Origin of the sequence: Candidatus Burkholderia verschuerenii (assembly GCF_001189365.1) — a bacterium.
Taxonomy (GTDB): Bacteria; Pseudomonadota; Gammaproteobacteria; order Burkholderiales; family Burkholderiaceae; genus Caballeronia; species Caballeronia verschuerenii.
Genome location: NZ_LFJJ01000043.1, coordinates 1 through 26366, shown reverse-complemented (window position 1 = coordinate 26366; position 26366 = coordinate 1). Strand labels below are relative to the sequence as shown.

Sequence of the window (26366 nt, the reverse complement as noted above, 5' to 3'; positions counted from 1 at the left end):
ATCGGCGGGTCCGGCAAGCGCGCCGCGTAACGCGCCGCGCGCGAAGGTCCGGATCATTCGGCTTCCATATCGGCTTCCGTATCGCAATATACCATCGAATATAGCGACGGCAAAAAGCCGGCCGCGGCGCCAACTGCGCGCGGAACTCGCCGTGCCTGGCGCGGCGCGGCTCGCGCGCAGGGCGTATCCTACGACTTCTGCGCGGCCGGCCTCGTCCGACGAGACGCGGGCACGGACGCCGCACGCTTTCCCATCACAGCGCTACGCTCACAAGGAGAATCTGAATGGCCCGGGTTGAAGTCAAGGTTCCGCAGCTTTCCGAATCCGTCACCGAGGCGACGATGTTGCCCTGGAAAAAGAAAGCGGGCGACGCGGTGACGCAGGATGAAATCCTCGTCGAGCTGGAAACCGACAAGGTCGTGCTCGAAGTGCCCGCGCCCGCATCGGGCGTGCTGGCGAAAATCGTCAAAAAGGAAGGCGATATCGTGCACGCGGACGAACTGCTCGCAGCCATCGATACGGAAGCGAAGGCATCGGCGGCTCCGGCGCCCGCGCCTGCTCCCGCGCCGGCCAAGACCGAAGCGCCTGCACCCGCCTCCTCGCCCGCACCGGCTCCGGTTCCCGCGCCCGCCGCCTCCGGCAAACCCGCCGATTTCGATGTCATCGTGATCGGTTCCGGTCCCGGCGGATATATCGCCGCGATTCGCGCGGCGCAACTCGGCAAAAAGGTCGCGTGCGTCGAGGAATGGATCAATCACGCGGGCAAGCCGAAGCTCGGCGGCACGTGTCTCAATGTCGGCTGCATTCCGTCGAAGGCGCTGCTGGCGTCGTCCGAACAGTTCGAGAAAGCGAAGATGCATTTCGACGAACTCGGCATCACGATGGACAACCTCGCCGTCGATGTCGACAAGATGGTCAAGCGCAAGGAAGGCATCGTCGAGAAGATCACGGGCGGCGTGGAATTCCTGTTCCGCAAGAACAAGATCATCTGGCTGAAAGGCCACGGCAAGCTCGCGGGCAAGGACGGCGGCAACTTCAAGGTCGAAGTGAGCGGCGACGGCAAGAGCGAGACGCACAGCGCGCAATATGTGATTGTGGCGACGGGCTCGAAGGCGCGTCATCTGCCGAACGTGCCGGTCGACAACAAAATCGTCTCCGACAACGAAGGCGCGCTCGCCTTCGATGCCGCGCCGAAGAAGCTCGCCGTGATCGGCGCGGGCGTGATCGGGCTGGAACTCGGCTCGGTGTGGCGTCGCCTCGGCGCGGAAGTGACGATTCTCGAAGCGCTGCCGGATTTTCTCGGCACGACCGATGCATCGCTGCAAAAGGAAGCCGCCAAGCTCTTCAAGAAGCAGGGTTTGACGATCCACCTCGGCGTGAAGATCGACAACGTGAAGGCAACCGACAAGAGCGTGTCGATCTCCTACAAGGATAAGGACGGCAACGCGCAGACGCTGGATGCGGATCGCCTGATCGTATCGATCGGACGCGTGCCGAACACGGATAACCTCGGTCTGGATTCCATCGGCCTCGCGACGGACGAGCGCGGCTTTATTCCCGTCGACGGCCATTGCGCGACCAAAGTGCCGAACGTCTACGCCATCGGCGATGTCGTGCGCGGCCCGATGCTCGCGCACAAGGCCGAAGACGAAGGCGTGCTGGTGGCGGAAATCATCGACGGGCAGAAGCCGCATATCGACTACAACTGCATTCCGTGGGTGATCTACACGCATCCGGAAATCGCGTGGGTCGGGCAGACGGAGCAGGCGCTTAAGGCCGAAGGACGCGCCTTCAAGACCGGCCAGTTTCCGATGCTCGCCAACGGCCGCGCGATGGGTATCGGCGAGACGGACGGCTTTATCAAGGTGATCGCCGATGCGCAGACCGACGAGATTCTCGGCGTGCACATCATCTCGGCGAACGCGTCGGATCTGATCGCGGAGGCGGTGGTCGCGATGGAGTTCAAGGCGGCGTCGGAGGATATCGGGCGGATTTGCCATCCGCATCCGTCGCTCTCCGAAGTGATGCGCGAAGCGGCGCTTGCCGTCGACAAGCGCGCGCTGAATATTTAAACCCGTCGCGGCATCCACACCCGCAGCAGCGAATACAGCCGGTCGACGTCGATCGGCTTCGCCAGATAATCGCTCGCGCCCGCCGCGAGACATTGCTCCTGATCGTCCTTCATCGCTTTCGCGGTAATCGCGATGATCGGGAGCTTCCTGAAGCGCGCGTCCTCGCGGATGCGCCGCGTCGCTTCCACGCCGTCCACGCCGGGCATCATCATGTCCATCAGCACGACGTCGATATCCGGCTGCTGGTCGAGCATTTCGATCGCCTCGAAACCGTTGCGGCCGATTTCCACCTTCAGCCCCTGATGCTCCAGCGCACTCGACAGCGAGGAGATATTGCGGATGTCGTCGTCGACCAGCAGCACGCGGCGGCCGTCGAGCACGCGATCGCGCGAGCGCGAGACGTGCAGCATCGCCTGACGATCCTCCGATAGCTCCGTCTCCACCTTGTGCAGAAACAGCGTCACCTCGTCAAGCAGACGCTCCGGCGAACGCGCGCCCTTGATGATGATCGACTGCGAGTAGCGCATCAGCTCGGCTTCCTCGTCGTGCGTCAGATTGCGGCCCGTGTAGACGATCACCGGCGGAAACGCGTAGGCATCGATCGCAGCCATCTTGCGCAACAGGTCGCCGCCCTGCATGTCGGGCAGCTTCAGATCGATGATCATGCAGTCGAAACTGGTGCGCTTGAGCAGATCGAGCGCGTCCTGACCGTATTCGACCGGCGTGATTTCCACATCGGTATCGCTGATCAGCTCGACGATGCTCTGGCGCTGGCGCGCGTCGTCTTCCACCAGCAGCATGCGCTTGATCTTCTGGCTGCTCTTTTCTTCGAGACGCGTGAAGATGGCCGTCAATTGCTCGCGCGTGGTCGGCTTGACCGCGTGGCCGATCGCGCCAAGATGCAGCGCGGCTTCGCTACGATCCGACGCCGAGACCACATGCACCGGAATATGCCGCGTCTTCGGATTCGCCTTCAGTTCCTGCAGCACGGCGAGTCCCGAGCGATCCGGCAAGCCGATGTCGAGCAAAATCGCCGTTGGCGTGCGTTCCTGCGCGACGCGCAAGGCATCGGCCGCCGTGCCGCTGACGATGCAGCGGTAATTCAGTTCGTGCGCGAGTTCGAGCAGCACGCGCGCGAATTCCGGCTCGTCTTCGATCACCAGCACGAGACGGCGCGCGGGCGCGGTTTCGTCGCGATCGTCGTCGATGACGTGGCTCACTTCGATCACTTGCGCCGGCACTTCGATGACGGCGGGCGCGGCCACGACCGGCGCGACGGGCGGCGCGGGCGACGCGGCGTCGTAGACGATCGGCAGCGTCAGCGTGAAGGTGCTGCCCGCGCCCAGCGTGCTGTGCAGCGACACCGATCCGCCCAGCAGATGCGCGAGGCTGCGCGAAATCGACAGCCCGAGTCCCGTGCCGCCGTAATTGCGGCTGGTGGTGCCGTCGGCCTGCTGGAACGCCTCGAAAATCGCCTCCTGCTGCTCCTGCGCGATGCCGATGCCCGTATCCGTCACGACGAATTGCACCGCGCGCGGCCCGGCGCGCTTGAGCGTCAGCGAGACGATGCCGGTATCGGTGAACTTCACCGCGTTCGACAGCAGGTTCTTCAGAATCTGCTCGAGGCGGCGGAAATCGGTCGTCAGCGTCGGATAACCGTCGATCTCGTTGCCCAGCTCCAGCCTGAGTTTGAGGTTCTTCTGGCGCGCGAGAGGCTCGAAGGTGCGCGCTAGCGACTCCATGATGCGCTGAAGCGGCACTTCCTCGATATGCAGATCGAGCTTGCCCGCCTCGACCTTCGACAGATCGAGAATGTCGTTGATGAGATTGAGCAAATCGTTGCCGGCCGCGTAGATGGTCTGCGCGTACTTGATCTGCTCGACGGTGAGATTGCCGTGCTTGTTCTCGGATAAAAGCCGCGCGAGGATCAGCGAACTGTTCAGCGGCGTGCGCAACTCGTGCGACATGTTCGCCAGAAACTCCGACTTGTAACGGCTCGCGCGCGGCAGCGCATCGGCGCGCTGTTCGAGTTCGCCTTGCGCGGCGCTCAGCGCGTTGTTGCGCTCGTCCAGCGTGCGCGCCTGTTCGGCAAGCTGATCGTTGCTCTGCTGAAGCTCGGCCTTCTGATTGGCGAGATACAACTGCGCCTGCGAGAGCGCGTTGGTCTGCTGCTCGAGTTCCTCGTTGGTCGTGCGCAACTCTTCCTGCTGCGTTTGCAGTTCCTCGTTGAGCTGCTGCGTCTCTTCGAGCACCTGCTGCAAACGTTCGCGATACTGCGCCGCCTCGACGAAATCGCCGATGTTGCCCGCCACCAGTTCGAGGAAATGCCGCTCGCGTTCGCCGAGCGCGTGCATCGCGCCGAGTTCGATGGCGCCGTTGGCCTGCGCGTCGTTATCGATCGGCAGGATGATCAGGCTCGCCGGCGCCATGTGACCGAGCGCGGACGTCACTTTCCAGTAGCCGGCGGGTACATCCGCGACGTAGGTCAGCTTGCCCGCGCGCGCCGCCTGGCCGACCAGGCTGTTCGGCCCCGCCAGCAGATCCGGCACCGGCGCGCCGTCCGGATCGAAACCGAAGCTCGCGACGCGTTTCAGCGTGTTGCGGCCTTCGTTCACGTAGAACGCGCCCATCGACACTTGCAGATAATCGGCGAGGAAATCGAGAATCGACTGGCACAGCTGTTCGAGCGATTGCCGCCCGACCACGCGTTCGGCAAGCCGCGTCTGGCCTTCGCGCAGCCACGCCTGCTCCTGCAACGCATGCGCCTGCCGCTCGTGCTCGCCGATGGCCGTGCCGTACGCGCCCGACAGTTGCATCAGTTCGCGCCGTCCGAATACGGCGAGAACCACCGACAGCGTCAGGCTGAGAATCAGGAACACGATGACGGTGATCATCGTCAGTTGCTTGGCCGACGCCACGCGCTCGATGCGCAGCGTCTGCTCGATATTCAGAAACGCATCGAGTTCGCGATTGGTTTCGACGCGCTCCGGCGAGCCGCGTCCCGAGCGCACCGGCGTGGCGATATCGCCGTCGTGGCGTCGCGCGTCGATTAGCGCGTCGGCGACCTTGTCCCACTGCGTCTGCAACGCGCGGATTCGGATCAGGCGATCGACCTGCGGCGTGTTGTCGGAGACGAGATCGGCGAGCGTGTCGATATCGGCGGTCAGCTTGGGCTTGGCGGTCTCGTAGGGCGCGAGGAAGGCGTCGTCGCCGGTGAGCAGATAGCCGCGCACCGCGCTCTCCTTCTCGCCGACCAGCCGGCCGATCTCCTGCGTGTTGCCGATCACGCGCTCCGAATGCTCGACCCAGTTGATGCCCGTCAGCAGATACAGCACCAACGCGACGAACGCGACCGCGGTGACGACGCCGGTGCCGAACGGCAGCGCGATATTGCGAAACAGAATGCGACGGAACGAGGCTTCGTCGACGGCGGACCGCAAGGGCATGAAAGGGCTCCGGATAGCGTAAGCGTCGCGGGCGCGCGCGACGAATCGAATGGATGCGATTTGTGATTTTGTGTTTCAGCCGCTGCGAATCATACCCGGTCAGACGAATTCGTCGCAGCCCAGGCGCGTTTCCTGCGATTCGCGCACTGCGCGCTCGCGTCGTCGCCATTTTGAAAGGCGGCACGTCCGTTCGATATTTCAACCTGCCGTGGAGGCAACATGAACACCCGACTCGCCAGCAAGCTCGCCGTTTCGTTGATCGTGGCCGCGTTCGGCGTGTCGATCGCGCCGGCATCGTTCGCACAGGACAGCTCGACCATCGACGCGACGCAGGCCCCCGCCACCAAGGCACAGAAGAAGGCCGCGCGCAAGCAGGCGCGCGACAAGAAGAATGCGGAATTGAAGAAGCTTCAGGACGCGGGCTACAACCCCGCCAAGCGCGATGACACGACGTATCCGCAAGATGTGCAGAACGCGCAGAAGAAGGCCGGCATCGGCGCGGGCGCGAGCCAGTAACGCCGACGATGCGGCGGCGTTTAGTTTCTTAGTTGGTCGCCGCGTTGGTCGTTTCCGGCACGCAGCGGAACGCGATGGTCGACGTCTGTTCTTCGAGCGAGCGCACGCCGCTGATCGCTTCCGTCTGGATCGCGACGCGTTGCGAGCGCTGCTTGCAGTAATCGTTGGCGGCGTCCATCGCCTTGCTGCGCGCCGTAACCCACGACATGCGCGTGCCGGTCGCCTTGCCGGTGACCTTGAACGTATTCGGCTGCGTGCCGGCGGTGACGTCGCTGGTCGTGCCGCATGCCGTAAGCACGAGCGAAAGCGCGAGCGCGCCGAACGCAGTCCGCAAAAAGTCGGATGATCGGAGGATTGAAGCCATTCTGGGAACCGTTATTTTGAGATACGGCCCGAATGGTACAAGCGCCCGCGAATTCTTTCAGAACTCACGGATCAGACGAAACCATCGCCGCCATCTCTTCGACAAGACGCGTGAAGACGCGCCCCATCCCGGATGGACAGGCGATGGGCGACAGCGTTCCCGTCGGCAGAATCAGGCATGCGCGATGCGATCGAGCAGGCGCTGCAACCGCGTGTGCTGCGACGTCGCGATGCCGGGAGTCGAGAGCGCCTCGAGCACGCGGCCGTGCCAATACGTCTTGGAAAACAGCGAATTCGCGCCTTCGAGATTCAGCACCTGTTCGAGATGCGCGATAGCCGTATCCAGATGACTCACGTTGTACGAGCGTGCGACTACGCTGAAATTATTCATGGGCGTCAGGCAACCGCGTTGAGTGACGGTTTGATGCATGGCCAGTGTCGTTTTCTTTTAGGTTGAATGTGACTTGCACGGCGACATAACCGCGCGACGCGCCCTTGCGAAACGCGCCGCTGCGTCAGTGCATATGCTGGCCGCCGTTGATCGCGATATTCGATCCGGTCACGAAACCTGCGTCGTCCGAGCACAGGAACGCGACGAGCGCCGCGACTTCCTCGGGCTTGCCGAGACGGCCGGCCGGAATCTGCGGCAGGATCTTGGTGTCGAGGATTTCCTGCGGAATCGCGGTGACCATCTTGGTCGCGAGATAGCCCGGCGAGATCGTGTTGACCGTCACGCCCTTCTTCGCCACCTCCAGCGCGAGCGACTTGGTGAAGCCGTGCATGCCGGCCTTCGCGGCGGCGTAATTCGTCTGCCCGACCTGCCCTTTCGAGCCGTTCACCGACGAAATGTTGATGATGCGACCCCAGCCGCGCGTCACCATCTCCTCGCAGACCGGCTTGGTCATATTGAAGATGGAGTCGAGGTTGGTGCGCAGAACGGCATCCCAATTCACCTTGCTCATCTTTCTGAAGGTGGTGTCCTGCGTAATGCCGGCGTTATTGACGAGGATGTCGACCGGACCGACTTCGCGCTGCACGCGTGCGATGCAGTGCTGCGCGGAATCGTAGTCCGCCACGTCCACGCCGTACGCGCGGAAGTTGCGGCCCTGCCGGTCCATATTGGCGAGCCATTCCGACACGCCCGTGTTGTTCGGCGAATGAGTCACGACCACGGCAAATCCCGCGTCGTGCAGCTTGATGCTGATGGCTTCACCGAGGCCGCCCATGCCGCCGGTCACCAATGCGATTCGCTTAGACATCCTAATGCCCTCTCTCTCAGGTTGAACACTGCTTGAAACGATCCCGGCGCGGCATGATGCGTTGGACGCTTGTTATTCGAGCGCCGCGCCGGGAATGGAAACTCTCTTACGGACGCTCGACCGCCAGCGCCACGCCCATGCCGCCGCCGATACACAGCGACGCCAGGCCCTTCTTCGCGTCGCGCTTCTGCATTTCGTGCAGCAGCGTCACGAGAATCCGGCCGCCCGATGCGCCGATCGGATGGCCGATCGCGATCGCGCCGCCGTTCACGTTGATCTTCGACTGATCCCAGCCCATTTGTTTATGGACCGCGAGCGCTTGCGCCGCGAACGCTTCGTTGATCTCCATCAGATCGAGATCGTTGACGCTCCAGCCCGCGCGTTCGAGACAGCGCTTCGATGCCGACACCGGACCCATGCCCATGATCTTCGGATCGACGCCCGCGTTCGCGTACGCCTTGATGCGCGCGAGCGGCGTGAGTCCGAGCGCCTCGGCCTTCTTCGCCGACATCACGACGACCGCCGCCGCGCCATCGTTGATGCCCGATGCGTTCGCCGCCGTCACCGTGCCTTCCTTCGAGAAAGCGGGCTTGAGGCTCGACAATGCTTCCGCCGTCACGCCGTGACGCACGAACTCGTCCGTGTTGAACAGCAGCGGATCGCCCTTGCGTTGCGGGATCGAGACCGGCACGATTTCGTCGTCGAAACGGCCGGCCTTTTGCGCGGCTTCCGCCTTGTTCTGCGACAGCGCCGCGAACTTGTCCTGATCTTCGCGCGAGATGTTGAATTCGCGCGCGACGTTTTCGGCGGTCGTGCCCATGTGGTACTGGTTGTATACGTCCCACAGGCCGTCGACGATCATCGAGTCGATCAACTTCGCGTCGCCCATGCGGAAGCCATCCCGCGATCCGGGCAGCACGTGGGGCGCCGCGCTCATGTTTTCCTGACCGCCCGCGATCACGATGTCCGCATCGCCCGCGATGATTGCGTTGGCCGCGAGCATCACGGCCTTCAGGCCCGAGCCGCACACTTTATTGATGGTCATGCCCGGCACCATGTCCGGCAAACCGGCCTTGATGACCGACTGACGCGCCGGGTTCTGTCCCGAACCCGCCGTCAATACCTGACCCAGAATGACTTCGCTCACCTGATCCGGCTTCACGCCCGAGCGCTCCAGCAGCGCCTTGATTACCGTTGCGCCCAGATCCGGAGCCGCGATCTTCGCGAGCGAGCCGCCGAACTTGCCGACCGCGGTCCGCGCGGCCGATACGATCACTACGTCAGTCATTTTCAGTTCCTCTGGCATCGAATGTTAATGAGATTTCCGTCCGCCCCGATGCGCTGCGCCTTCTGCCTGAGATTCGACCCGAGACTCGGCCTGCGCCGGACGTGCGTCGCCGCGTATGAATCAGACGTCGCGTTCCAGCACATAGCGGCCAGGGGCCGGCTCGATCACGGGATGAGCCTTCGAACCCTGCGCCGCATTCGGCTTGCCCTGCTCGCCCGCGTTCGCCGCGAGCCACTCCGACCACGTAGGCCACCAGCTTCCCGGATGCTCGGTGGCGGCATCGAACCACGCATCGGCATCCTCGGGCAGACGGTCCGCGTCGCTATCGAGAATCCAGAAGCTACGCTTGTTCTTTGACGGCGGATTGATCACGCCCGCGATATGCCCCGATGCGCCGAGCACGAACTTCTGCGGGCCGCTCAACAGCGGCGCGGACGCGAACGCCGACTTCCACGGCACGATGTGATCCTCGCGCGAGCCGTAAATAAACGTCGGCAGCGTGAGGCTCGACAGATCGACCTTCTGGCCGCACACCGTCAGCGCGTTCGGTTCCCTGAGCTTGTTTTCGAGGTACGTGTTGCGCAGATACCAGACGCACATCGGGCCGGGCAAATTGGTCGAATCGCTGTTCCAGAACAGCAGGTCGAACGCTTGCGGCGTACGGCCTTTGAGATAGTTGTCGACGACGTAGTTCCACACCAGATCGTTCGGCCGCAGATACGAGAACGTATTGGCGAACTCGACGCCGCGCATCAGTCCGGCCGGCGCGCCATTCTTGCCGCCGATGGTCTGCTCGCGCATCTGCACATGCGCCTCGTCGACGAAGACGTCGAGCACGCCGGTGTCGCTGAAGTCGAGCATCGAGGTGAGCAGCGTCATCGATGCGGCCGGCTCTTCGCCGCGCGCCTTCGCCACGGCCAGCGCCGTCGCGAGAATCGTCCCGCCGACGCAAAAGCCCAGCGTATTGATCTGCTCCGCGCCGCTGATCTGTTTCACGACATCGATGGTATCCAGCACGCCTTCCTGCACGAAGTCGTCCCAGCTCTTGTCGGCGATCGACTGATCCGCGTTGCGCCACGACAGGATGTACACCTGATGCCCTTGCTCGAGCGCATACCGCACCAGCGAGCCTTCCGGCGACAGATCGAGAATGTAGAATTTGTTGATGCACGGCGGCACGATCAGCAGCGGCCGAGCGTAGACCTTGGGCGCGAGCGGCTTGTACTGGATCAGTTGCACGAGCGGGTTTTCGAACACGACCGAGCCTTCCGTCGTCGCGATATTCTTGCCCACCACAAAGCGCGATTCGTCCGACTGCGAAATCTTGCCGCGCTGCATGTCGGCGAGCAGATTCATCATGCCCTGACGCAGACTTTCGCCCTTGCTTTCGATCAGCGTTTTCTGAGCATCGGGATTGAGCGCGAAGAAGTTGCTCGGCGCCGCGGCCGCCGCCCACTGCTGCACCGTGAAGCGGATGCGTTCGCGCGTCTTGGTATCGCTTTGAATCGCGTCGGCGAGTTCCTGCAGATAGCGCGCGTTCAGCAGATACCACGCAGCCGTGAACGCATACGCGGGCGTGGTCTGCCACGAGGTATCCGCAAAGCGGCGATCCTTGAGCGCGGTCGGCTCGATCTGCTGCGAACCGGCCTGACGAAGCAACTCGGCGGCATCGCGCGAATAATTGCTTTGCAGCTGATGCAGCTTTTCAGGCGGAATGGCTGCTGTCGGAATTTTCGGCAAGGTGGGCAGGCCCTGCATCGCCGCGCCGAAGCCCGGCATGCTGCTCGCGAGTTTCGCGAATTCGGCCATGCCGTTCATCTTCGAAAAATCCGGCATCGCGCCGATCTGAGGGAACGCGTTCGGCAAACCGTTCGGGAACATGTTGGGCATGCCCTTCGCGAACGCTTCGGCGAACGGATGCGGCATATTCGCGAAAGCCGCGAATGGCGACGCGGCGGCATCACCTGCGGCATTCGGCTGAAGATTCGGGGTTTGCGCGAGCTTGGCCCACTGCGCGGGATCGGCGACCGTGCGCCACGCGTTGAGCCATTGATCGAACGCCTGCTGTACGCCTGAGTTATCGGCAGCGCTTTGAGCCGAAGAACTGTCGGCGGTACGGGAGCGGGAAGAGGAAGCAGAATTTTTGGAAGCCATACCCGCCATTGACCTGTGAGTCTCGCAAGACTGATTGCTGATGCAGGCATCGCCGGGCTTGTTTCGACCAGCGCGCAAGTGTTGGTGCGCCCTCTCGCGCGTGGCAAGAATTGCCCTTGCTACGCCGTGCCCGATTGAATGAATTCCAGGAACATTCTTGCGCTTAGGCGTCAAGCATGTCAATGCTTCGCTCAATTTTGACGCAGCGCGATATTTTTTTAATTATCGTTTTCCCCCATGCGAAATATTGTGTTTGGCGGCGCTTTTGAAGATTGCGAAATAATCGTGAAAAGCGTCCGATTAATGTCGATCGTCATGTTTATCGGGCGCTATCGGAAAGCCAGATGAATGCGGCCATCCGTCCCGTGTCGCGATCGCGGCGATACGAGTAAAAACGCGTCTGCTCGGTGACGGTGCAATGCGTGCCGCCGTGAATCCGCGATGCCTCCACGCCGATCGATGCCAGCCGCAAGCGTGCGAGCGTGTAGATATCGGCGAAGTATTTTCCCGTCGCGCCGGTCGGCTTGAACGCGGCGGCGGTGGCATCGCGTTGGGCGGCGGGCTCGGCCGACGTAAAGGCATCGAACACGTCCTCGCCCACTTCGAACGCGGACGGCCCGATCGCCGGTCCGAGGTACGCGTTCAGTCCCGACGCCGGAATGCCCGCGAGCCGCGCCACGCGCTCGCCCGTGTTTTCGACGATGCCCGCCGCGAGTCCGCGCCAGCCCGCGTGCGCCGCGCCGACCGCGCAGCCATCGTCGTCGCAGAAAAGGACCGGCAGACAGTCCGCCGCCATCGCCACGCAGACGACGCCCGGCCGATCCGTCACGCTGGCGTCGGCGCGGATGGTTTCGCCTTGCGCGCGGCGCGCGAGGACATCGGCGGCATCTTCGACCTGCGCGCTATGAATCTGCGACAGCCACGCCGCCGCCGATGCGCCCGTCGCGGCGATCGCGCGGCGGCGGTTTTCGTGCACGGCGTCAGGAATATCGCCCGTCGACAGGCCGAGATTGAGCCCGCCCGCGCCGGGCGTGCCGCCGTCGTAAGGCGCGGCGCTCACGCCGCCGGCGCGCGTCGTGACGAATGCCCGCACGTGCGGCGATACGCGCCATTGCGGCCATAGGCAGTCTTCGGATTGCAACGCGGCGGGTGCCGTGCCTTCAGCGCGAACATCGGTCATGCTTCGTCGTCCTCGTCATCTTCGTCGTCCCAGTCTTCGTCGCCTTCGCCTTCACTCATCTCGTAGACATCGGGGAAATCGTCATCATCGTCGAAGTCGATGTCATCGTCGCGACCAAAGCCGAGTTCCGCCGACAGCGCCGCGATATCCTCGGGCACGTCCGCGCGCCAGTGCACGTCCTTGCCCGTTTCCGGATGAATCAGCCCGAGCCGCCACGCGTGCAGCGCCTGCCGCGCGAAATCGTTCGGCAACGGCTTGATCGAGCGCTTGCCGCGCGCGTGGCCATACACCGGATCGCCCAGCAGCGGATGCTGAATATGCGCGCAATGCACGCGAATCTGATGCGTGCGCCCGGTTTCGAGATCGCAATGGATGGCGCTGACCGGCTGGCCGTGCCACGTCGTCCGGTCGATGGTGCGGAAATGCGTGCGCGCGGCCTTGCCCGACGCGGTCTTCACCACCGCCATGCGGGTGCGCTCGCGCGGATCGCGGCCGATCGGCGCGTCGATGGTGCCGTCGTCCGGCATGTTGCCCCACACGAACGCGACGTACCGGCGCTTGACCGTGCGCGCCTGCAACTGGCGCACGAGGTCGGTCTGCGCCTCGAGCGTGCGCGCGACGACCATCAGACCGGACGTTTCCTTGTCCAGCCGATGCACGATGCCCGCGCGCGGAAGTCCCGCCGCCGCATCGCCGTAACGATGCAGCAGGCCGTTGAGCAGCGTGCCGCTCCAGTTGCCCGCCGCCGGATGCACCACCATGCCGGCGGGCTTGTTGATCACGACGAGCGCGTCGTCTTCGTAGACGATATGCAGCGGCTCCGGCTCCGGCGCGAACGCGAGTTGCTCGGGCAGCAGATCCGGCACCAGCGAAATGGTCGCGCCGAGCGGCACCGGCTGACGCACCTTGGCGCGTTCGCCGTCGACGAGCACGCGGCCTTCCTCGATCCATCCTTGCAGACGGCTGCGTGAAAATTCGGAAAAAACTTTCGCCAGCACTTTGTCCAGACGTTCGCCGGCAAGCTCGTCCGGCACCTGTGCGATGCGTGGCGGCTCGTCGGCAGGCTTCGCGTCGGCCGGGACTGCGTCGTCGCGTAAGTCGCTTGGGCTATAATCTTTGAGTTGATCTTTGGTACGTCGAGTACTTGAGCGGGTCATTTGGGACGTGAAGCAACCAGAAAGCTGCGGGGAAGCCCCGCGTGGCCGGTCGAGTCGGGAGCAGACAACACTCGGTCATCGATTGCGCGAAACGCTGCGCCGCTTCGTTGCTGACCGCGTCCGACCAATCGTTGCCGACCAATAAGCCGCGCGGATCAATACCGCGCCGGAAACACGGCTAGACACAGAATCAGCTAGGAACAGCAAGCACAGATGCGAGCCTTCAACACCATTCATCACTCGATGCAGCAATCGATCAAGTATCTGGCGCTGGCCGCAAGCGTCGCCATCGTGACAGGCTGTCATGGCCTGCCCGAGAAGACCGATGAAACGGCAACCTGGAATAACAACAAATTATATACGGAGGCTCAGGACGCGCTCGACGGCCGCGACTGGGGCAAGTGCGCGAAGTACTTCGAAGGACTCGAAGGCCGCGATCCGTTCGGCCACTTCGCGCAGCAGGCGCAGATCAACGTCGCGTACTGCAACTGGAAGGACGGCGAAACCGCCTCGGCCAATCAGGCCATCGACCGCTTCATCAAGCTGCACCCGGATCATCCCGAGATTTCGTACGCGTACTATCTGAAGGGCATGATCCACTTCAACGACGACCTCGGTCTGTTCGGCCGCTTCTCCGGTCAGGACATGAGCGAACGCGATCCGAAGTCGCTGCGCGAGTCGTATGACGCGTTCAAGGTCGTGGTCGACAAGTATCCGCAAAGCAAGTACGCGCCGGATGCCGCGCAGCGCATGCGCTATATCGTGAACGCGCTGGCTTCGCACGAAGTGCACGCGGCGGATTATTACTATCGTCGTGGCGCGTATGTGGCGGCGATCAACCGCGCGCAGCTCGCCATCCGCGAGTACAAGAATGCGCCGGCCACCGAAAACGCGCTGCACATCATGATGCTGTCGTATCAGAAGCTCGATCAGCCGCAACTGGCCGACGACACCAAGCGCGTGCTCGCCGCCACGTTCCCGGACAACCCGTACGTCACCGGCAAGCGCCGCGCGGTGACGGAAAAGCCGTGGTATCAGATCTGGTAAGCATCGTCGCGCGACGCGTGAGATGAAAAAAGCGGCTGGAGTCCTCGCCAGCCCTTTTGCTTTTGCTTTTGCTTTTGCTTTTGCTTTTGCTTTTGCTTTTGCTTTTGCTTTTGCTTTTGCTTTTGCTTTTGCTTTTGCTTTTGCTTTTGCTTTTGCTTTTGCTTTTGCTTTTGCTTTTGCGACCAATATTTCGTACTACTCGCTCATTTGCATCGCCGCATCGGGCGATTCGCTGAAGAACGCGCGCACCACGTCGAGTTCGCGCGTGCGCTTGAACGGCGGCAGGCTTTGCCAGATGCGCCGGCCGTACGGTTTATCGACGAGACGCGTGTCGCAGATCATCAGCACGCCGCGATCCGTTTCCGCGCGAATCAATCGGCCCGCGCCCTGTTTGAGCGTGATGACCGCCTGCGGCAGCTGATGCACGGCGAACGGGCTCAAGCCCTTCTTCGTCAGCGCGTCGAGCCGGGCGGCGAGCACCGGATCGTCGGGCGGCGCGAACGGCAGCTTGTCGATGACGACGAGCGACAGCGCATCGCCGCGCACATCGACGCCTTCCCAGAAGCTTTGGCTCCCGACCAGAATCGCGTTGCCATATGCGCGGAAACGATCGAGCAACTCGGTGCGGCTGGCATCGCCCTGCACGAGCAAGGGCGTGTCCCAGCCGCGACGGTCGATGGTATCGCGCAGGCGCGTCGAAATGCGTTCGACCGCGCGCAAGGTGGTGCACAGCACGAAGACGCCGCCGCCGGCCGCTTCGATCGCGGGCAGCGCGGCATCGAACACGGCGTCGGTGAATTGCGGCGACGACGGCTGCGGCAGATTGCGCGGCACGTACAAAAGCCCTTGCGTCGGGTAATCGAACGGGCTGGGCAAGGTCATCGAACGGCGCGCATTGAGGCCCATTTGCGCCGCGTAATGTGTGAAGTCGCCGCGCACGGACAGGGTCGCCGACGTGAAAATCCACGCGCGCGGCACGCCCGCCCGCTGCTTCGCGAAGATCGGCGCGACCGACAACGGCGTTTCGTGCAACTGGACCGTGTGCGAGAACACTTCGATCCAGCGCACCATTTCATTCGGCTCTTCCTTCGCGGCTTCGGCGGCACTCGCCTCGTCCTCGACGACGGCCCGTTCCAGCGCGGTCGGCGGCGTGGTCCAGCCGGACAGCTGCGTCTGCAATTCGCGCGCGCGACGCACCAGCGCCTGCAACGATTCCGCGCGTTCGCCGTGCGAGGCCAGCGCCGAGGTCAGCGCGTCCAGTTGCGCTTCGAGCGTGTCGAGCGCGTCGAACAGCGGATGGTTGTCGGGCAACTGGCCGAGCGAGAAACGCGCCGAATCTTCCTTGAACGCCAGCCGCACATCGCGCGCGGTGCGCTCGAGCGCCGCGCCAAGCTTGGTCCAGTCGGCGGCATCGCGCGCGTGGCTCAGGCCTTCGGCGACCGAATCGCGCGCGAGTTCGAGCAGTTGCGTGGTCGAAAGCGTCTCGCCGAAAAACAGCGTCGCCGTTTCGGGCAGCTGATGCGCCTCGTCGAAGATGATCGAATTGGCGGTCGGCAGCAGTTCGGCCATGCCGGTGTCGCGCAGCATCACATCGGCGAAAAACAGATGGTGATTCACCACGACGATGTCCGCCTGCTGCGCTTCCTTGCGCGCCTGCATCACGAAACACTCTTTGTAATGCGGGCATTCCTGGCCGAGACAGTTGTCGCGCGTGGACGTGACCATCGGCCAGACGGGCGAATTCTCCGGCACGCTCGCCAGTTCGGCCTTGTCGCCGGTACGCGTGATCTTCGCGAAACGCACGATCTCCTGCAGATGCGAGGCATCCTGACGCGTCGGCAGGCGGCCGTTGTCAGCGGTGCGTTCGAGATAGTAGTGACAGAGGTAATTCGCGCGGCCCTTCAACATCGCGATCGATACCGGCACGGCAAGCGCGTCGCGCACGGTCGGGATATCGCGCTGAAAAAGCTGATCCTGAAGATGCTTGGTGCCGGTCGACACGATGACCTTGCCGCCCCACAGCATGGCCGGCACGAGATAGGCATAGGTCTTGCCGGTGCCGGTGCCCGCCTCGACGATCAGCGTATTCTCGCCTCCGTCGACGGCCGTCTTCGCCGTGGCGATACCGACTTCGTCCTTCGACTGTTCGTCGGGCGCATACGGCTTGTCCGATGGTCCGAGCTTGCGCGCGGGACGCCGCTGCGCCTCGAACATCGCCGGTTCCGGCATGGCGCGCCCGGACGCTTCCATCGCGGCGGCGACGGCGCGCGACATGTCGATTTGCGAGGCGCGCGGCCGGTAACCGTCGATGGCGCGCGCGAGCAGGCCATCGGCCGCGAAAATGGCGTCGAGTTCGACGCGGCGTTTGTCGGTCAGCGCGAGTGACGTGCCGGCCTGTTCGGCGGACTTGGCGGGTTCAGCGGGTGAGTTCAAAGCGGGATCGATCCTGCGGAGTCTTGCGGCAATGGTCCGCGCCGCCCGGCGGTCGGCGGCCCGGAGCCAGCGCGCGGCAATCGTTGCGTGCGGTTCAATGCGTGTCCGAATCCAGTTGCAATTGCAGCAACAGGATGGTGTCCTTGACCTTGCGCTTTTTGAGGCGTCTGAGTTCCAGATCGTCGCTGCCGGTCAGCTTGTCGATCAGGGCATCAATACCGTGATGCTCCTCCTGCAATTGCGCAATGCGATCGCGGATCGTGGCTGCATCCACGGCAGGTTGTCGGGGTGCGTTCAAGCGCTGCTGCATGCTCGCCTCCTTTGATCCTTCATCGCCCGGCGCGCACGCGGGATGCGGCGCGCCCGAACCACCGTGCCTGTCGCGACGATGCTACTGGTCCTGCTGCTGTTGCTTCAACTGCTCCTGGCGCTGCTGTTCCTGCTGCGCTTGCTGCGCCTTTTCCTGCTGACGCGCCTCGATTTCCGCGCGATGCGTGGCGGCATCGCGCTGCTTCTGGTCGTAGCGCTCGGCCTTCTGCTCGCGCTCCTGCGCGTCCTGCACGCCGCGAGCGCGCGCGTCGTCGAGTTGCTTCTGGTAATCCGCCTGCTTGCGATCGTACGCCGCCTGATTGGCCGCGCGCTGCGGCGCATCGGCCTGACGCTGGGCGGCGGCGAGCGCGTTGCGGCGCTGCTTTTCGTCGAAACTCTGCTGGTTCGCCTGCTCGCTGGCGGCGCGCTGCGGCGCGTCTGCGTCGAGCTGGGCCTGTTTCAGCGCGGCTTGCTGATCGCGCGATCTGGCGCGTTCGGCACGTTGCTCGTCGTCGAGCGCGAGCTGATCCGCGCGGATTTCCTGACGCGTCGTGCGCATCTGGTCGCGCGCCTTGTTCAGGCAGTGATTCACGAAGAACGTGCTGTAGCAGTCGTGCGCCTTCACGCCGTAGCTATAGTCGTTTTCCTCGGTGCGCCGGTCCAGAATTTTCTGGCGACGCGCGTAGTCGGCACGCAATGCGTCGTCGGCACTCGCGGACGATGCGGCATCGAGCGGCTGCGCCTTGACGGCCGTGGTCGCGTCGATCGGCGTCTGCGCCAGCGCGAGATGGGGCGCGAGCGCGATCGACGTCAATGCGCACGCGGCGGCGAGCAAGACGCACGAACCTGAGCGCGAACCTGCGCGTGAAAGGCGGAATGTGGGCAAATGGATGAACGGCAACGTGATCAGGATCAGATGCGTGAGACGGATGGAAAGCGCCTCTTCGATGCCGAAATTCTATCACCGCGCGGCCGGAGCGCTCCGGCATTTATGGCAAAATGCCCCGCTTCAGCAACCCGGCCCGCTTAACGCAAGTGCCCGCGCCGCCTGCTCGATGCCCGACGATCGACGCATCACGACCATGCCGCGCGCACGCTTTTGACGAGCCAGCAGACAGCGCAGAACCATGACGGATACCGTAGCACTCAAGATCGTACAGCGCATCGCCACCGAACTCACCGTGCAACCGCGCCAGGTCGCCGCCGCCGTCGGACTTCTGGACGAAGGCGCCACCGTGCCGTTCATCGCCCGCTATCGCAAGGAAGTGACCGGCAATCTCGACGATACGCAACTGCGCACGCTCGAGGAACGCCTGCTCTATCTGCGCGAACTCGAAGACCGCCGCGCCACGATCCTGGCCAGCATCGAGGAGCAAGGCAAGCTCACCGGCGAATTGCGCGGCGCCATCGAAGGCGCGGACAGCAAACAGGTGCTCGAAGACCTGTATCTGCCTTACAAGCCGAAGCGCCGCACGCGTGCGCAGATCGCGCGCGAAGCCGGGCTGGAACCGCTCGCGCAGGCGCTGCTCGCCGATCCGACACTCGATCCGCAAGCCGAAGCCGCGAAATTCGTCGACGCGGAAAAAGGCGTCGCGGATACCAAGGCCGCGCTCGACGGCGCGCGCGACATCCTGTCCGAGCAGTTCGGCGAAACGGCCGAGATCCTCGGCAAGCTGCGCGAGCAACTGTTCAATCAGGGGCTCGTCATGTCGAGCGTGATCGACGGCAAGCAGAACGAGGAAGGCGAGAAATTCCGCGACTACTACGATTACAGCGAAACGATCCGCACGGTGCCGTCGCATCGCGCGCTGGCGTTGTTCCGTGGCCGTAACGCGGGCGTGCTGTCCGTGAAGCTCGGTCTCGGCGAAGAACTCGACGCGCAGATTCCGCACCCGTGCGAAGCGATGATCGCGGGGCATGTCGGCATCGTCAATCGCGGGCGCGCGGCGGACAAATGGCTCTCCGACGTCTGCCGCTGGTGCTGGCGCGTGAAGGTGCAGCCGCATATCGAAACGGAACTGCTGACGAAACTGCGCGAAGAAGCCGAGCACGAAGCCATTCGTGTGTTCGCGCGCAATCTGAAGGACTTGCTGCTCGCCGCGCCTGCCGGCCCGAAGGCCGTGATTGGTCTCGATCCGGGTCTGCGCACAGGCGTGAAGGTCGCGGTCGTGGATCGCACCGGCAAGCTGCTCGCCACCGACACGATTTATCCGCACGAGCCGCGCCGCGACTGGGACGGCTCGCTCGCCAAGCTCGCGCGCATCGCGCAGGCGACGCAGGCGGAACTCGTGTCGATCGGCAACGGCACGGCATCGCGCGAGACGGACAAGCTGGCGAGCGAACTGATCGCGAAGCATCCGGAATTGAAGCTGCAGAAGATCGTCGTGTCGGAAGCGGGCGCGTCGGTGTATTCGGCGTCGGAACTCGCGGCGAAGGAGTTTCCGGAGCTAGACGTGTCGCTGCGCGGCGCGGTGTCGATCGCGCGGCGTTTGCAGGATCCGCTCGCCGAACTCGTCAAGATCGAGCCGAAGGCGATCGGCGTCGGCCAGTATCAGCATGACGTGAATCAGCGCGAAATGGCGCGTTCGCTCGATGCGGTCGTCGAGGATTGCGTGAATGCCGTCGGCGTCGATGCGAACACGGCGTCGGTTGCGCTGCTCGCGCGCGTGTCGGGACTGAACGCGACGCTGGCACGCAATATCGTCGATTTTCGCGATGCCAACGGTCCGTTCCCGTCGCGCGAGCATCTGAAAAAGGTGCCGCGTCTCGGCGATAAAACCTTCGAACAGGCGGCGGGCTTTCTGCGCATCAACAATGGCGAGAATTCGCTCGATCGTTCGTCGGTGCACCCGGAAGCGTATCCGGTGGTCGAGCGCATTCTGTCGAAGATCAAAAAGCATATCGGCGATGTGCTCGGCAAGCGCGAAGCGCTCACGGGCTTGTCACCGACCGAATTCGTCGACGATCGTTTCGGCCTGCCGACCGTGCGCGACATTCTCGCCGAACTCGAAAAACCCGGCCGCGATCCGCGTCCCGAGTTCAAGACCGCGACCTTCAAGGAAGGCGTCGAGAAGGTGTCCGATCTGGTGCCGGGCATGATCCTCGAAGGCGTCGTGACGAACGTCGCGGCGTTCGGTGCGTTCGTGGATATCGGCGTGCATCAGGACGGCCTCGTCCACGTCTCGGCGATGTCGACCAAGTTCATCAAGGACCCGCACGAAGTCGTGAAGGCGGGTCAGGTCGTGAAGGTAAAGGTGCTGGAGGTGGATGTGAAGCGCCAGCGCATCGCGCTCACCATGCGTCTCGACGACGACTTCGCTCCGGCTTCATCGGGCGCGGGCGGCGGCGCGGGATCGCAACGCGGAGGCGGACAGGATCGTCGCGCGGGCGGCGGACGTCCGCAGCAGCGTCGGGAGCAGGAACCGGCTGGCGCGATGGCGGCAGCGTTTGCGAAGCTCAAACGCTAAGGCAAAGAAAAAACCCCACGCAAAAACGTGGGGTTTTTTGTTGTCGCGCTGGCGAGAAAACGCGCTCAAATCTCGATCTTCGTCCCCAGCTCCACCACGCGATTCGCCGGAATGCTAAAGAAATCCGTCGGCTTCGCGGCGTTCTGATGCATCCACGCGAACACGCGCTCGCGCCACACCGACATGCCTGGCAACTCCGTCGGCACCACGGTTTCGCGCGCCATGAAGAACGACGTGTCCATCAGCTCGAAGGTCATCGCGTGCGTGCGCGTGATCTGTTCGAGCACGGCCTTCACGTCCGGCGTTTCGTTGAAGCCGTAGGCCGCCTTCACGAGGAACAGCCCGCCGCCGATATCCTTGATTTCCATGCGATGCGCATCGTCGACATACGGAATGTCGCGCACCTGGAAGTTCATGAAGATCGTGCGTTCGTGCAGCACCTTGTTGTGCTTGAGGTTGTGCAACAGACTCACGGGCACGAGCGAATCGCTGCCGGTGAGATAGATCGCCGTCCCCGACACGCGATGCGGCGGATGCGCAAGCAGCCCCTGCAGGAACGGCATCAGCGGAATACCGTCGGCGGCCGTACGTTCCTTGACGATCATGCGGCCCTTGTACCAGGTCATCAGCAGGAAGAACAGCGCCCCGCCGATACACAGCGGCAACCAGCCGCCCTGCTCGATCTTCAGCAGACTCGCGCCGAAAAAGCCGATGTCGATCACCAGAAACACCGTGATCATCCCGCCGACGAGCCAGCGGTTCCAGCCCCACAGATTCACCATCACCACGGAGACCAGGATGGTCGTGACGAGCATCGTCGCGGTCACGGCGAGGCCGTATGCGGCGGCGAGATTCTCCGAACTCTTGAAGCCGATCACAATGCACAGAATGATGAACAGCAGCATCCAGTTGACGAGCGGAATATAGATCTGTCCGATCGCCAGTTCGGAAGTGTGCAGGATCTTCATGCGCGGCACATAGCCGAGCTGGATGGCCTGACTCGTCAGCGAATACGCGCCGGAGATAACCGCCTGCGACGCGATCACCGTCGCGATGGTCGACAGAATGACGAGCGGCAGCAAGGCCCAGTCGGGCGCGAGCAGAAAGAACGGGTTTTCGATGGCCTTCGGCGAGTGCATCAGCAACGCGCCCTGGCCGAAGTAGTTCAGCAGCAGCGACGGCATCACCAGACCGTACCAGCCGACGCGAATAGGCTTCGCGCCGAAGTGGCCCATGTCGGCGTACAACGCCTCCGCGCCGGTCAGCACCAGCACGACCGAACCGAGCACGATATACGCCTGCAAAACGTGATCGGCCATGAAGCTGATGGCGTAGTACGGATTGAGCGCCACCAGCACGCCCGGCGCGATAGCGATGTGATACGCGCCCAACACGGCGAGCGTGATGAACCAGATCAGCATGATCGGCCCGAACAGCTTGCCGACCACGGCCGTGCCGTGCCGCTGAATGTAGAACAGCAGAATCAGAATGACGATGGTGATGGGAATGACGTACGGCGAAAGCGTCGGCGCGGCGAGTTCCAGACCTTCCACCGCCGAGATCACCGACATCGCGGGCGTGATCACTGCATCGCCGTAGAACATGCAGGCGCCGAAGATGCCGAGCATCATCAGCATGCCGGAGAGCTTGCCGGGACTGCCGACGCTGCGTAGCGCGAGCGTCATCATCGCGAATACGCCGCCTTCGCCGTTGTTGTCAGCGCGCATGACGAACAGCACGTATTTGACCGCGACCACCATGACGATGGCCCAGAACAGCAGGGAGATGACGCCGAGAATCGATTGTTCGGAAAGCGCGATGCCGTGGGTCGGGCTGAACGCTTCCTTCAATGAGTAAAGTGGACTCGTGCCGATGTCGCCGAAAACGACGCCGATGGCTGCAACCGCAAGCGAGGGCAAAGAGTGTTTGCGCTCGTGCGCGTGAGTCGAGTTAGTCATAAAAGCGAGATATCCGTCCAGAGCGGAAAGAAACGAACGCCATTCTATCTAACGCCGCGCGCAAACATGACCTGCCGCTTACAAACCGCCTGTTGCTGCCGCGCGACAACACACGTGAAGCAGAGTTTAGCATCGTGCCCCGAATGCGTTTGCGCGCTGCATCGAACGTGACGGAAGCCGCCAAAACAAAACGCCGTTGCACCCGAAAGCGAAACGGCGTTTGTCGCGTGCGTCACGGCGATATTTTGTGAAATTTTATCCGCGCGTTTTGCAAGCCGCGCTTGATCCACGCACCGAGGTTGTGCGGGCGCACCGTGTCCCATTCCTCGAACGGCTGATGAATCCACGGGTTCGTTTCGAGAAACTGCACGTGGTAATCGGGCGTGACTTTCGAGCAGCCCTTGTACCAGAGCACGGCGGAACGCACGGCCGTGATCGCCGGATAACGTTCCTTCAGATGCTCCTGCACTTATGTGGCGATGTCGCTTATGTGGACCAGCTCAACAGGCCCCGCGTCGCTCTGGCATTTCTCGCGCAACATCTGCACATAACTTTTCAGTTCGCGCTAGCGTTGAGATCCCTCATCCATTTCGAGAGGTGATCGTCATGCTTGAAGAACTCTTTGTGCGTGTCCACGCGAGATACACACGTTCCTCACATGCCGCCGAACTCGACGAGTTCGCGCGATGGTTGATAAGCCATGGGTACGGGCCACGCTACGCACAGCGACTGGTTTTTCGTGCCATGCGCTCGCTGGATACGTTCGGTCTTGTGCCTGATAGTCAATGGACTGATCCACAACTCGACCGCGCGTTCCGCAATCGCCGGCAGCCTCGCGAATATCATCACGCCAGGCATGCTTTTCATGATTTCCTCCTTTCCGTCGATAGACTTTTACCGACGCCAGCGGAGAACCCGAGAGCGGTACTAATTGCGCAGTTCGCCGATCATCTCAAAGAGGTTCGGGGGTTGCACCCACATACGGTTTCGCAATATGTCGACGAAGTTCATTCGTTCCTGAACGCTGCGCTCGCCAATAGACCATCAATAGATTCGATCAACGTCGACGACATAGAACGTTATGTCCGTCGACGGTCACGTTCCGTAAGCCGCCATACCCTTCATTACGTCTTGGCTCAGATCCGCGTCTTTCTGGACTACTGCTCGGAGCGAGGCATACTTCCACGGCCGATTCAATCTATCGACCTTCCTCGCGCATTTCGACGTGATCAGCCGCCACGGGCACTCACGTCGGATCTCATTCAGCAATTTCTCGCCTCGATCGACCGGCGTAGCCGATGCGGTTGGCGCGACTTCATGCTCTTCCACCTCATGGCCCAATATGGTCTGAGAACAGGTGAGACGACGCGATTGATGACAGATTCGATCGACTGGGCTGCAAGGACGCTTCGTGTCGAGCAGTACAAGACGCGAAGCTGGCTTACCTTGCCGCTGGCAAATGAAACGATTGATCTGCTCCGCCGCTATCTTGCGGAAGGTCGACGGATCAGCCCTTGTCGAGCACTATTTCTGACAGCCACGGCGCCGAATCGGCCAATGACGAACTCGGCGGTAAGTGCGGCGTTCAAGTTTCGAGCACGGCGCAGTGGCCTTCCAATCGAAGATGCCTCTTCCTATTGCCTGCGTCATTCTTTTGCAATGCGGCTGTTCGAGGGCGGTGTGAACATCAAGACTATTGGTGACCTGATGGGCCACCAGAGCTTGGTGAGCACGGCTATTTACCTCCGCTTGTATATGAACGCGTTGAGAGACGTTCCGTTGCCCGTTCCCCACCAACGATCGGGATCAGGAGATCGCCATGTACGCCTTGAATCTTGAGCAAGCGGTCGAGTGTTACCTCGAACATAAGATTTCGCTTGGTCTGCATTTCCGGCAGGAGTCCTGGATTTTGCAGCATATCCAGCAACAGATTGTCGAAGACGGCGGTGGCGACCTCGATGCAATTGCATATGAGCACTGGAACAGCAGCATCAGGGATCGGCACGCAAACACGCGGCGCAAGTGGCAGCAGATCGTCTACAACTTCTGCCTTTATCGGCGGCGTAGTGATCCCGCTGCCTTTGTACCGCGAGCCGAAAGATTTGCCAAGAGGCGGCCATACGTTACGCCTGTGATCGTTGAACCCGAACAGATCAGTCGAATGCTCATTGTGGCCACAGGACTCTCGTCGACGGGAAGCTCTCCGTTGCGTGGTCCGGGCACGCGACTCGCTGTTGTACTGCTCTACACGTGCGGACTGCGCCTGGGCGAGCTGCTGCGACTCAGGTTATCCGATGTCGAGGACAGCGGTCGTGTACTGCGCATCCGTGAGTCGAAATTCGGCAGGTCCCGGCTCATCCCGCTGTCAGAGAGCGCAGCGGCAGAATTGCGAGCCTATCTGGATAGACGTCGTGCTCTGGCCAGCGCCAAAGCCGATACGTCGCTCTTGTGTAATTGCTATCGAGGAGCCCTTCATCCATACAGTCATCCAGGCATGCAGGCATGCAGGCCGCGCTGATGAACCTGTTTGATGCCGCCGGAGTTCGCGACGAATACGGCCGACGTCCGCGCGTACACGACCTGCGCCACAGCTTCGCCCTTCAGGCGCTGATTCGGTGGTATCGGCAACGGGCCGACGTGCAATCGAAGCTGCCGATGCTAGCGCTGTATATGGGACACGCGTCCATCGAGTCGTCGGCGTATTACCTGAAATGGGTTCCAACGCTTCGCCGGCTGGCAAGCGAGCGCTTCGAAGAACGATTTGGTTATCTCGTAGAAGGAGATTCGCTATGAAACGCCAACTTCCAACGGACCTTGCGCAGGCCGTATTCCGGTTCTTTCAAGACTACCTTCCAGCGCAACGAGGGCTGAGCCTTCATACGATCCGCAGCTATCGAGATAGCCTGATGTTGTTCTTGCGGTACCTTACAGAGAACAGTGGCCGGAAGATAGATCGACTGCAATTGAACGACTTCACGGCTGACCACGTGATTCGATTCCTGGCTCATCTGGAAGCGGAGCGCAAGAACACTGTTACCACCCGGAATATACGGTTGGCGGCACTGCATACGTTCGCCCGCTTCCTCTGCGGACACGATCCCGAGCATATGCTGATCTTTCAGGGCACCCTCAATATCCCATTCAAACGTGGCGCGCGACGCGTACCGATCGATTATCTTGAAGCGGATGAGGTCGAAGCGCTGCTTGCCGCAATAGATCGCACCACAGGAAGCGGTCGACGCGATTACGCGTTGTTCGCGACGATGCTCAATACTGGCGCACGGGTACAGGAGATCCTGGATCTGAAGGCGCGAGATATCCGATTTGATCCTCCCCATCAGGTACGGTTCACGGGTAAGGGCAACAAGGTGCGCTTGTGTCCAATCTGGGAAAGCACAGCGCAACTACTGCACCACCTGGTGTGCAATGCCGATAATCCGGATCAGTCGGATCAATCTGTGTTTCGAAACCGTCGTGGTGAACCGCTTACGCGATTCGGTGTTCGCTACCTCTTGCACAAATACTTGCCCGAACACAGCGGCCAAGGATCGCACGACGCGGCAAGACGACCCCATCCCCATTGCCTTCGACACTATCTACCCTTCCTGATTATGTCGGGTGAACTTGATTGAGTGTCCTTGATCGTTCGAAGATTGCAACTCGGATAGCGGAAGTGCTCAGCCCGTCGCCCGACATAATTCGGGCACCCTACAGACT

20 protein-coding genes and 1 pseudogene are annotated in these 26366 nt (G+C 62.3%); 8 read left to right on the top strand and 13 right to left on the bottom strand.

The window, feature by feature from the left end:
- Positions 1-284: 284 nt before the first annotated feature.
- On the top strand, positions 285-2072 hold the full coding sequence (gene lpdA, locus BVER_RS10605) for a dihydrolipoyl dehydrogenase (RefSeq protein WP_083452129.1): 1788 nt from the start codon (positions 285-287) through the stop codon (positions 2070-2072).
- Here the strand turns inward: lpdA and BVER_RS10600 are convergent.
- The gene (locus tag BVER_RS10600) at positions 2069-5518 is read right to left on the bottom strand and encodes a response regulator (RefSeq protein WP_050453277.1); all 3450 of its coding nucleotides are present in this window, start codon (positions 5516-5518) and stop codon (positions 2069-2071) included. The genes lpdA and BVER_RS10600 overlap by 4 nt on opposite strands.
- A gap of 219 nt (positions 5519-5737) precedes the next feature.
- Here BVER_RS10600 and BVER_RS10595 point away from each other — a divergent pair, with 219 nt between their 5' ends.
- Complete coding sequence (locus tag BVER_RS10595; protein WP_050453276.1) at positions 5738-6034, top strand: DUF4148 domain-containing protein; 297 nt, start codon at positions 5738-5740, stop codon at positions 6032-6034.
- A gap of 28 nt (positions 6035-6062) precedes the next feature.
- Here the strand turns inward: BVER_RS10595 and BVER_RS10590 are convergent, their stop codons facing one another.
- From BVER_RS10590 to BVER_RS10560, 7 genes are all read right to left on the bottom strand, one after another.
- Positions 6063-6398, bottom strand: a complete 336-nt coding sequence (locus tag BVER_RS10590; protein WP_050453275.1) for a hypothetical protein — start codon at positions 6396-6398, stop codon at positions 6063-6065.
- A 171-nt stretch (positions 6399-6569) separates the two neighbouring features.
- The gene (locus tag BVER_RS10585; RefSeq protein ID WP_050453274.1) at positions 6570-6788 is read right to left on the bottom strand and encodes a hypothetical protein; all 219 of its coding nucleotides are present in this window, start codon (positions 6786-6788) and stop codon (positions 6570-6572) included.
- A gap of 124 nt (positions 6789-6912) precedes the next feature.
- Positions 6913-7656, bottom strand: a complete 744-nt coding sequence (phbB, locus tag BVER_RS10580) for an acetoacetyl-CoA reductase (protein ID WP_050453273.1) — start codon at positions 7654-7656, stop codon at positions 6913-6915.
- Between the two features lie 106 nt (positions 7657-7762).
- Positions 7763-8944, bottom strand: coding sequence for an acetyl-CoA C-acetyltransferase (locus tag BVER_RS10575; protein WP_050453272.1), 1182 nt, complete (start codon positions 8942-8944; stop codon positions 7763-7765).
- 120 nt (positions 8945-9064) lie between these two features.
- A complete protein-coding gene (gene phaC, locus BVER_RS10570) occupies positions 9065-11098 on the bottom strand; it encodes a class I poly(R)-hydroxyalkanoic acid synthase (RefSeq protein WP_050453271.1) in 2034 nt (677 codons plus the stop codon).
- Between the two features lie 319 nt (positions 11099-11417).
- The gene (pgeF, locus tag BVER_RS10565; RefSeq protein ID WP_050453270.1) at positions 11418-12278 is read right to left on the bottom strand and encodes a peptidoglycan editing factor PgeF; all 861 of its coding nucleotides are present in this window, start codon (positions 12276-12278) and stop codon (positions 11418-11420) included.
- A complete protein-coding gene (locus tag BVER_RS10560) occupies positions 12275-13435 on the bottom strand; it encodes an RluA family pseudouridine synthase (RefSeq protein WP_083452128.1) in 1161 nt (386 codons plus the stop codon). Before BVER_RS10560 ends, pgeF begins: the two co-directional genes overlap by 4 nt.
- A gap of 213 nt (positions 13436-13648) precedes the next feature.
- Between BVER_RS10560 and BVER_RS10555 the strand changes: the two genes are divergently transcribed.
- A complete protein-coding gene (locus tag BVER_RS10555; RefSeq protein WP_050453268.1) occupies positions 13649-14482 on the top strand; it encodes an outer membrane protein assembly factor BamD in 834 nt (277 codons plus the stop codon).
- 195 nt (positions 14483-14677) lie between these two features.
- Here the strand turns inward: BVER_RS10555 and yoaA are convergent, their stop codons facing one another.
- The 3 genes from yoaA to BVER_RS10540 all read right to left on the bottom strand — a co-directional run bounded on the left by yoaA (position 14678) and on the right by BVER_RS10540 (position 18059).
- On the bottom strand, positions 14678-16915 hold the full coding sequence (gene yoaA / locus BVER_RS10550) for a DNA repair helicase YoaA (RefSeq protein WP_050453267.1): 2238 nt from the start codon (positions 16913-16915) through the stop codon (positions 14678-14680).
- 94 nt (positions 16916-17009) lie between these two features.
- Positions 17010-17225: an HP1242/YdcH family protein gene (locus BVER_RS10545; RefSeq protein ID WP_050453266.1), complete on the bottom strand. Its 216-nt coding sequence runs from the start codon at positions 17223-17225 to the stop codon at positions 17010-17012.
- Positions 17226-17306: 81 nt separating this feature from the next.
- The gene (locus BVER_RS10540; protein WP_050453265.1) at positions 17307-18059 is read right to left on the bottom strand and encodes a hypothetical protein; all 753 of its coding nucleotides are present in this window, start codon (positions 18057-18059) and stop codon (positions 17307-17309) included.
- Between the two features lie 292 nt (positions 18060-18351).
- Between BVER_RS10540 and BVER_RS10535 the strand changes: the two genes are divergently transcribed.
- A complete protein-coding gene (locus BVER_RS10535; protein WP_050453264.1) occupies positions 18352-20691 on the top strand; it encodes a Tex family protein in 2340 nt (779 codons plus the stop codon).
- A gap of 65 nt (positions 20692-20756) precedes the next feature.
- On the opposite strand, the gene BVER_RS10530 is transcribed toward BVER_RS10535, so the two are convergent.
- A complete protein-coding gene (locus BVER_RS10530) occupies positions 20757-22649 on the bottom strand; it encodes a potassium transporter Kup (protein ID WP_050453263.1) in 1893 nt (630 codons plus the stop codon).
- 232 nt (positions 22650-22881) lie between these two features.
- A pseudogene (locus BVER_RS10525) lies at positions 22882-23118 on the bottom strand (hypothetical protein); the annotation flags it as partial.
- Positions 23119-23255: 137 nt separating this feature from the next.
- Between BVER_RS10525 and BVER_RS30030 the strand changes: the two are divergent.
- The 4 genes from BVER_RS30030 to BVER_RS30025 are packed head-to-tail and all read left to right on the top strand — an operon-like array spanning position 23256 to position 26281.
- Positions 23256-24488 carry a tyrosine-type recombinase/integrase gene (locus BVER_RS30030; RefSeq protein WP_198155215.1) on the top strand — a complete coding sequence of 411 codons (1233 nt, stop codon included), beginning with the start codon at positions 23256-23258 and terminating at the stop codon, positions 24486-24488.
- The gene (locus tag BVER_RS10510) at positions 24469-25167 is read left to right on the top strand and encodes a tyrosine-type recombinase/integrase (RefSeq protein ID WP_232316480.1); all 699 of its coding nucleotides are present in this window, start codon (positions 24469-24471) and stop codon (positions 25165-25167) included. The genes BVER_RS30030 and BVER_RS10510 overlap by 20 nt, the downstream gene beginning before the upstream one ends.
- A complete protein-coding gene (locus BVER_RS33600; protein WP_232316479.1) occupies positions 25152-25442 on the top strand; it encodes a site-specific integrase in 291 nt (96 codons plus the stop codon). The genes BVER_RS10510 and BVER_RS33600 overlap by 16 nt, the downstream gene beginning before the upstream one ends.
- A complete protein-coding gene (locus BVER_RS30025) occupies positions 25439-26281 on the top strand; it encodes a tyrosine-type recombinase/integrase (protein ID WP_157055996.1) in 843 nt (280 codons plus the stop codon). The genes BVER_RS33600 and BVER_RS30025 overlap by 4 nt, the downstream gene beginning before the upstream one ends.
- The last annotated feature ends 85 nt before the right edge of the window (positions 26282-26366 follow it).

Bases quoted from the DNA above. Each gene is read 5' to 3' on its own strand.
- lpdA (WP_083452129.1), top strand. From the start codon at position 285: ATGGCCCGGGTTGAAGTCAAGGTTCCGCAGCTTTCCGAATCCGTCACC.
- BVER_RS10600 (WP_050453277.1), bottom strand. From the start codon at position 5,518: ATGCCCTTGCGGTCCGCCGTCGACGAAGCCTCGTTCCGTCGCATTCTG.
- BVER_RS10595 (WP_050453276.1), top strand. From the start codon at position 5,738: ATGAACACCCGACTCGCCAGCAAGCTCGCCGTTTCGTTGATCGTGGCC.
- BVER_RS10590 (WP_050453275.1), bottom strand. From the start codon at position 6,398: ATGGCTTCAATCCTCCGATCATCCGACTTTTTGCGGACTGCGTTCGGC.
- BVER_RS10585 (WP_050453274.1), bottom strand. From the start codon at position 6,788: ATGAATAATTTCAGCGTAGTCGCACGCTCGTACAACGTGAGTCATCTG.
- phbB (WP_050453273.1), bottom strand. From the start codon at position 7,656: ATGTCTAAGCGAATCGCATTGGTGACCGGCGGCATGGGCGGCCTCGGT.
- BVER_RS10575 (WP_050453272.1), bottom strand. From the start codon at position 8,944: ATGACTGACGTAGTGATCGTATCGGCCGCGCGGACCGCGGTCGGCAAG.
- phaC (WP_050453271.1), bottom strand. From the start codon at position 11,098: ATGGCTTCCAAAAATTCTGCTTCCTCTTCCCGCTCCCGTACCGCCGAC.
- pgeF (WP_050453270.1), bottom strand. From the start codon at position 12,278: ATGACCGATGTTCGCGCTGAAGGCACGGCACCCGCCGCGTTGCAATCC.
- BVER_RS10560 (WP_083452128.1), bottom strand. From the start codon at position 13,435: ATGACCCGCTCAAGTACTCGACGTACCAAAGATCAACTCAAAGATTAT.
- BVER_RS10555 (WP_050453268.1), top strand. From the start codon at position 13,649: ATGCGAGCCTTCAACACCATTCATCACTCGATGCAGCAATCGATCAAG.
- BVER_RS10545 (WP_050453266.1), bottom strand. From the start codon at position 17,225: ATGCAGCAGCGCTTGAACGCACCCCGACAACCTGCCGTGGATGCAGCC.
- BVER_RS10535 (WP_050453264.1), top strand. From the start codon at position 18,352: ATGACGGATACCGTAGCACTCAAGATCGTACAGCGCATCGCCACCGAA.
- BVER_RS10530 (WP_050453263.1), bottom strand. From the start codon at position 22,649: ATGACTAACTCGACTCACGCGCACGAGCGCAAACACTCTTTGCCCTCG.
- BVER_RS30030 (WP_198155215.1), top strand. From the start codon at position 23,256: ATGCTTGAAGAACTCTTTGTGCGTGTCCACGCGAGATACACACGTTCC.
- BVER_RS10510 (WP_232316480.1), top strand. From the start codon at position 24,469: ATGTACGCCTTGAATCTTGAGCAAGCGGTCGAGTGTTACCTCGAACAT.
- BVER_RS33600 (WP_232316479.1), top strand. From the start codon at position 25,152: ATGCAGGCCGCGCTGATGAACCTGTTTGATGCCGCCGGAGTTCGCGAC.
- BVER_RS30025 (WP_157055996.1), top strand. From the start codon at position 25,439: ATGAAACGCCAACTTCCAACGGACCTTGCGCAGGCCGTATTCCGGTTC.